1 protein-coding gene is annotated in these 764 nt (G+C 79.3%); it reads right to left on the bottom strand.

Features of this window, described 5'->3' with window-relative positions:
- A partial coding sequence (locus tag KUM32_RS42540) for an AfsR/SARP family transcriptional regulator (protein ID WP_217146923.1) occupies positions 1-764 on the bottom strand: 764 nt, incomplete at both ends.

The following is a 764-nucleotide window of genomic DNA, read 5'->3' as shown; positions in this document are numbered from 1 at the left end:
CCCCAGCGCCTCGTCCGGCGCCAGCGGCGCGCCCGGGGCGTAGCCGCGCAGGCTCACGTAGAGCTGCCCGTCGGGGAACTGGTCGGCCACCCGGTGCATCCAGTGCACGGCCAGCGCCGTCTTGCCCACGCCGGCCATCCCGGAGACCGAGGAGATCACCAGCGTCTGGTCGGCCGCCTGGGCCCGTACGGCGAGTTGGGCGTCCAACTCCCGCAGCCGCTCCGCGCGCCCGGTGAACCCGGCCACGTCCACCGGGAGTTGGCGCGGCACGGGCGCCGGCGCGGCCGGGGCCGCCGGCTCGCCGACCGGCTCCGCCGCCGGCCCGGGGGCCGGGCCCGGCGCCGCGTCGAGGTCGAGCGCCGGGTCCGCGTTCAGGACCCGCTGGTGGAGCTCGCGGAGCGCCCGGCCGGGCTGGATGCCCAGCTCCACGTCCAGGACCCGCCGCACGTCCTGGTAGGCGGCGAGCGCGTCGGCCTGCCGGCCCGCCCGGTACAGCGCGAGGACGAGTTGGGCGCGCGGCCGCTCCCGCAGCGGCTGCTCCTCGACCAGCGTGCCGAGCGCGTCGACGGCCTCCTCGTCGCGGCCGAGCGCGAGCAGCGCGTCCACCCGCTCCTCGCGGGCCACCACCCGCATCTCGGTGAGCCGCTCCGCCTCGGCCAGTGCGAAGCCCCGGTCGCGCACCCCGTCCAGGGGCGGGCCCGACCACAGCGCCAGGGCCGCGTCCCAGTGCGCGACGGCCCCCGCGGCGTCGCCCTCTGCGAACG

It is taken from the genome of Streptomyces sp. AC627_RSS907, from assembly GCF_019049165.1.
This window is presented reverse-complemented; position numbering and strand designations above follow the sequence as displayed.